This window comes from Thalassobacterium maritimum (assembly GCF_031127805.1).
Classification (GTDB): Bacteria; Verrucomicrobiota; Verrucomicrobiia; order Opitutales; family Coraliomargaritaceae; genus Thalassobacterium; species Thalassobacterium maritimum.
In genome coordinates, this window is record NZ_JARXHW010000171.1 from 1 (window position 1) to 935 (window position 935).

1 protein-coding gene is annotated in these 935 nt (G+C 47.7%); it reads right to left on the reverse strand.

Features of this window, described 5'->3' with window-relative positions; genetic code table 11:
* Positions 1 to 174 precede the first annotated feature (174 nt).
* A complete protein-coding gene (locus tag QEH52_RS19895) occupies positions 175 to 921 on the reverse strand; it encodes a PEP-CTERM sorting domain-containing protein (protein ID WP_308952711.1) in 747 nt (248 codons plus the stop codon).
* Positions 922 to 935 lie beyond the last annotated feature (14 nt).

Consider the following 935-nt stretch of genomic DNA (forward strand, 5'->3'; position numbering starts at 1 on the left):
ACCGGCGAGAGAGCCTCTGCGCTGTTCGGATACAGCCCGAAATCAACTCGATTCTCGAATCGAGCGAGGTAATCGCCATAAAACAGACTGCGTAACACCGTGATCAGTCTGGCTACGGACCCGTATGGCTGGTGATGTGGGGGACGGGAGAGTTAATGCTCCCGTCTACCCGATTTAGCTCTTCCGTCTCATGAACGTCACGACTGCTATAGAAATCCCCATAATTAAAACTGATGTAGACGGTTCCGGAACCGATGAAGCATCTGCAAAACTGTCACCGACATAAACTTGATTCACCGTGAGCTCTGTTCCAGTTGCTCCTGACGGAAACGGATCGCTGGAGCGCAGAAGTATTCCATCAATAGAAGCAGTTACGGTTTCGGCAGTATCTGCAACGGAAGCAGATCCAATCGTAACGGGATTGATCCACAGGCGTGAAATATCATTTGCGCCGTCTTCGGTAAATCCGACTACGGCTCGATACTGCTGTCCCACGTTAAGTGAAGATGTCCAATCCACAGGGTTATCCAGGTTATTTTCAATTCCTATGTCAAAGGTGCTAGAACTGCCTGTCGAGGTAATGAATAAGCGCCCGACTGTCATTGGTCCGCTTTGGAAGGAAAAGAAAAAGCTTCCTGACATCGACGGGGATTGCGTAACCGTGAATGACAATCCGGCATAAATGGTAGTATTTGATTCATTTGCGAAAGAAGACGAAGCTTCGCCGTCGATACTAGGCAATTGCAATGCACCCCCGGACACGGTTAAGTTAGTTCCAGAAACCGTCCAAGACGAACCAACATCTGGCGACTGTCCATTTAGGCTTCCGTTTGTATTAAAATCGTCTTGCAACAGAGTCGTTGCAATAGAGGAAGAATGGAAGGCGATCGCTGATAGGAGAATTAGGATTTGTTTTTTCATTATTTAGCTAACGT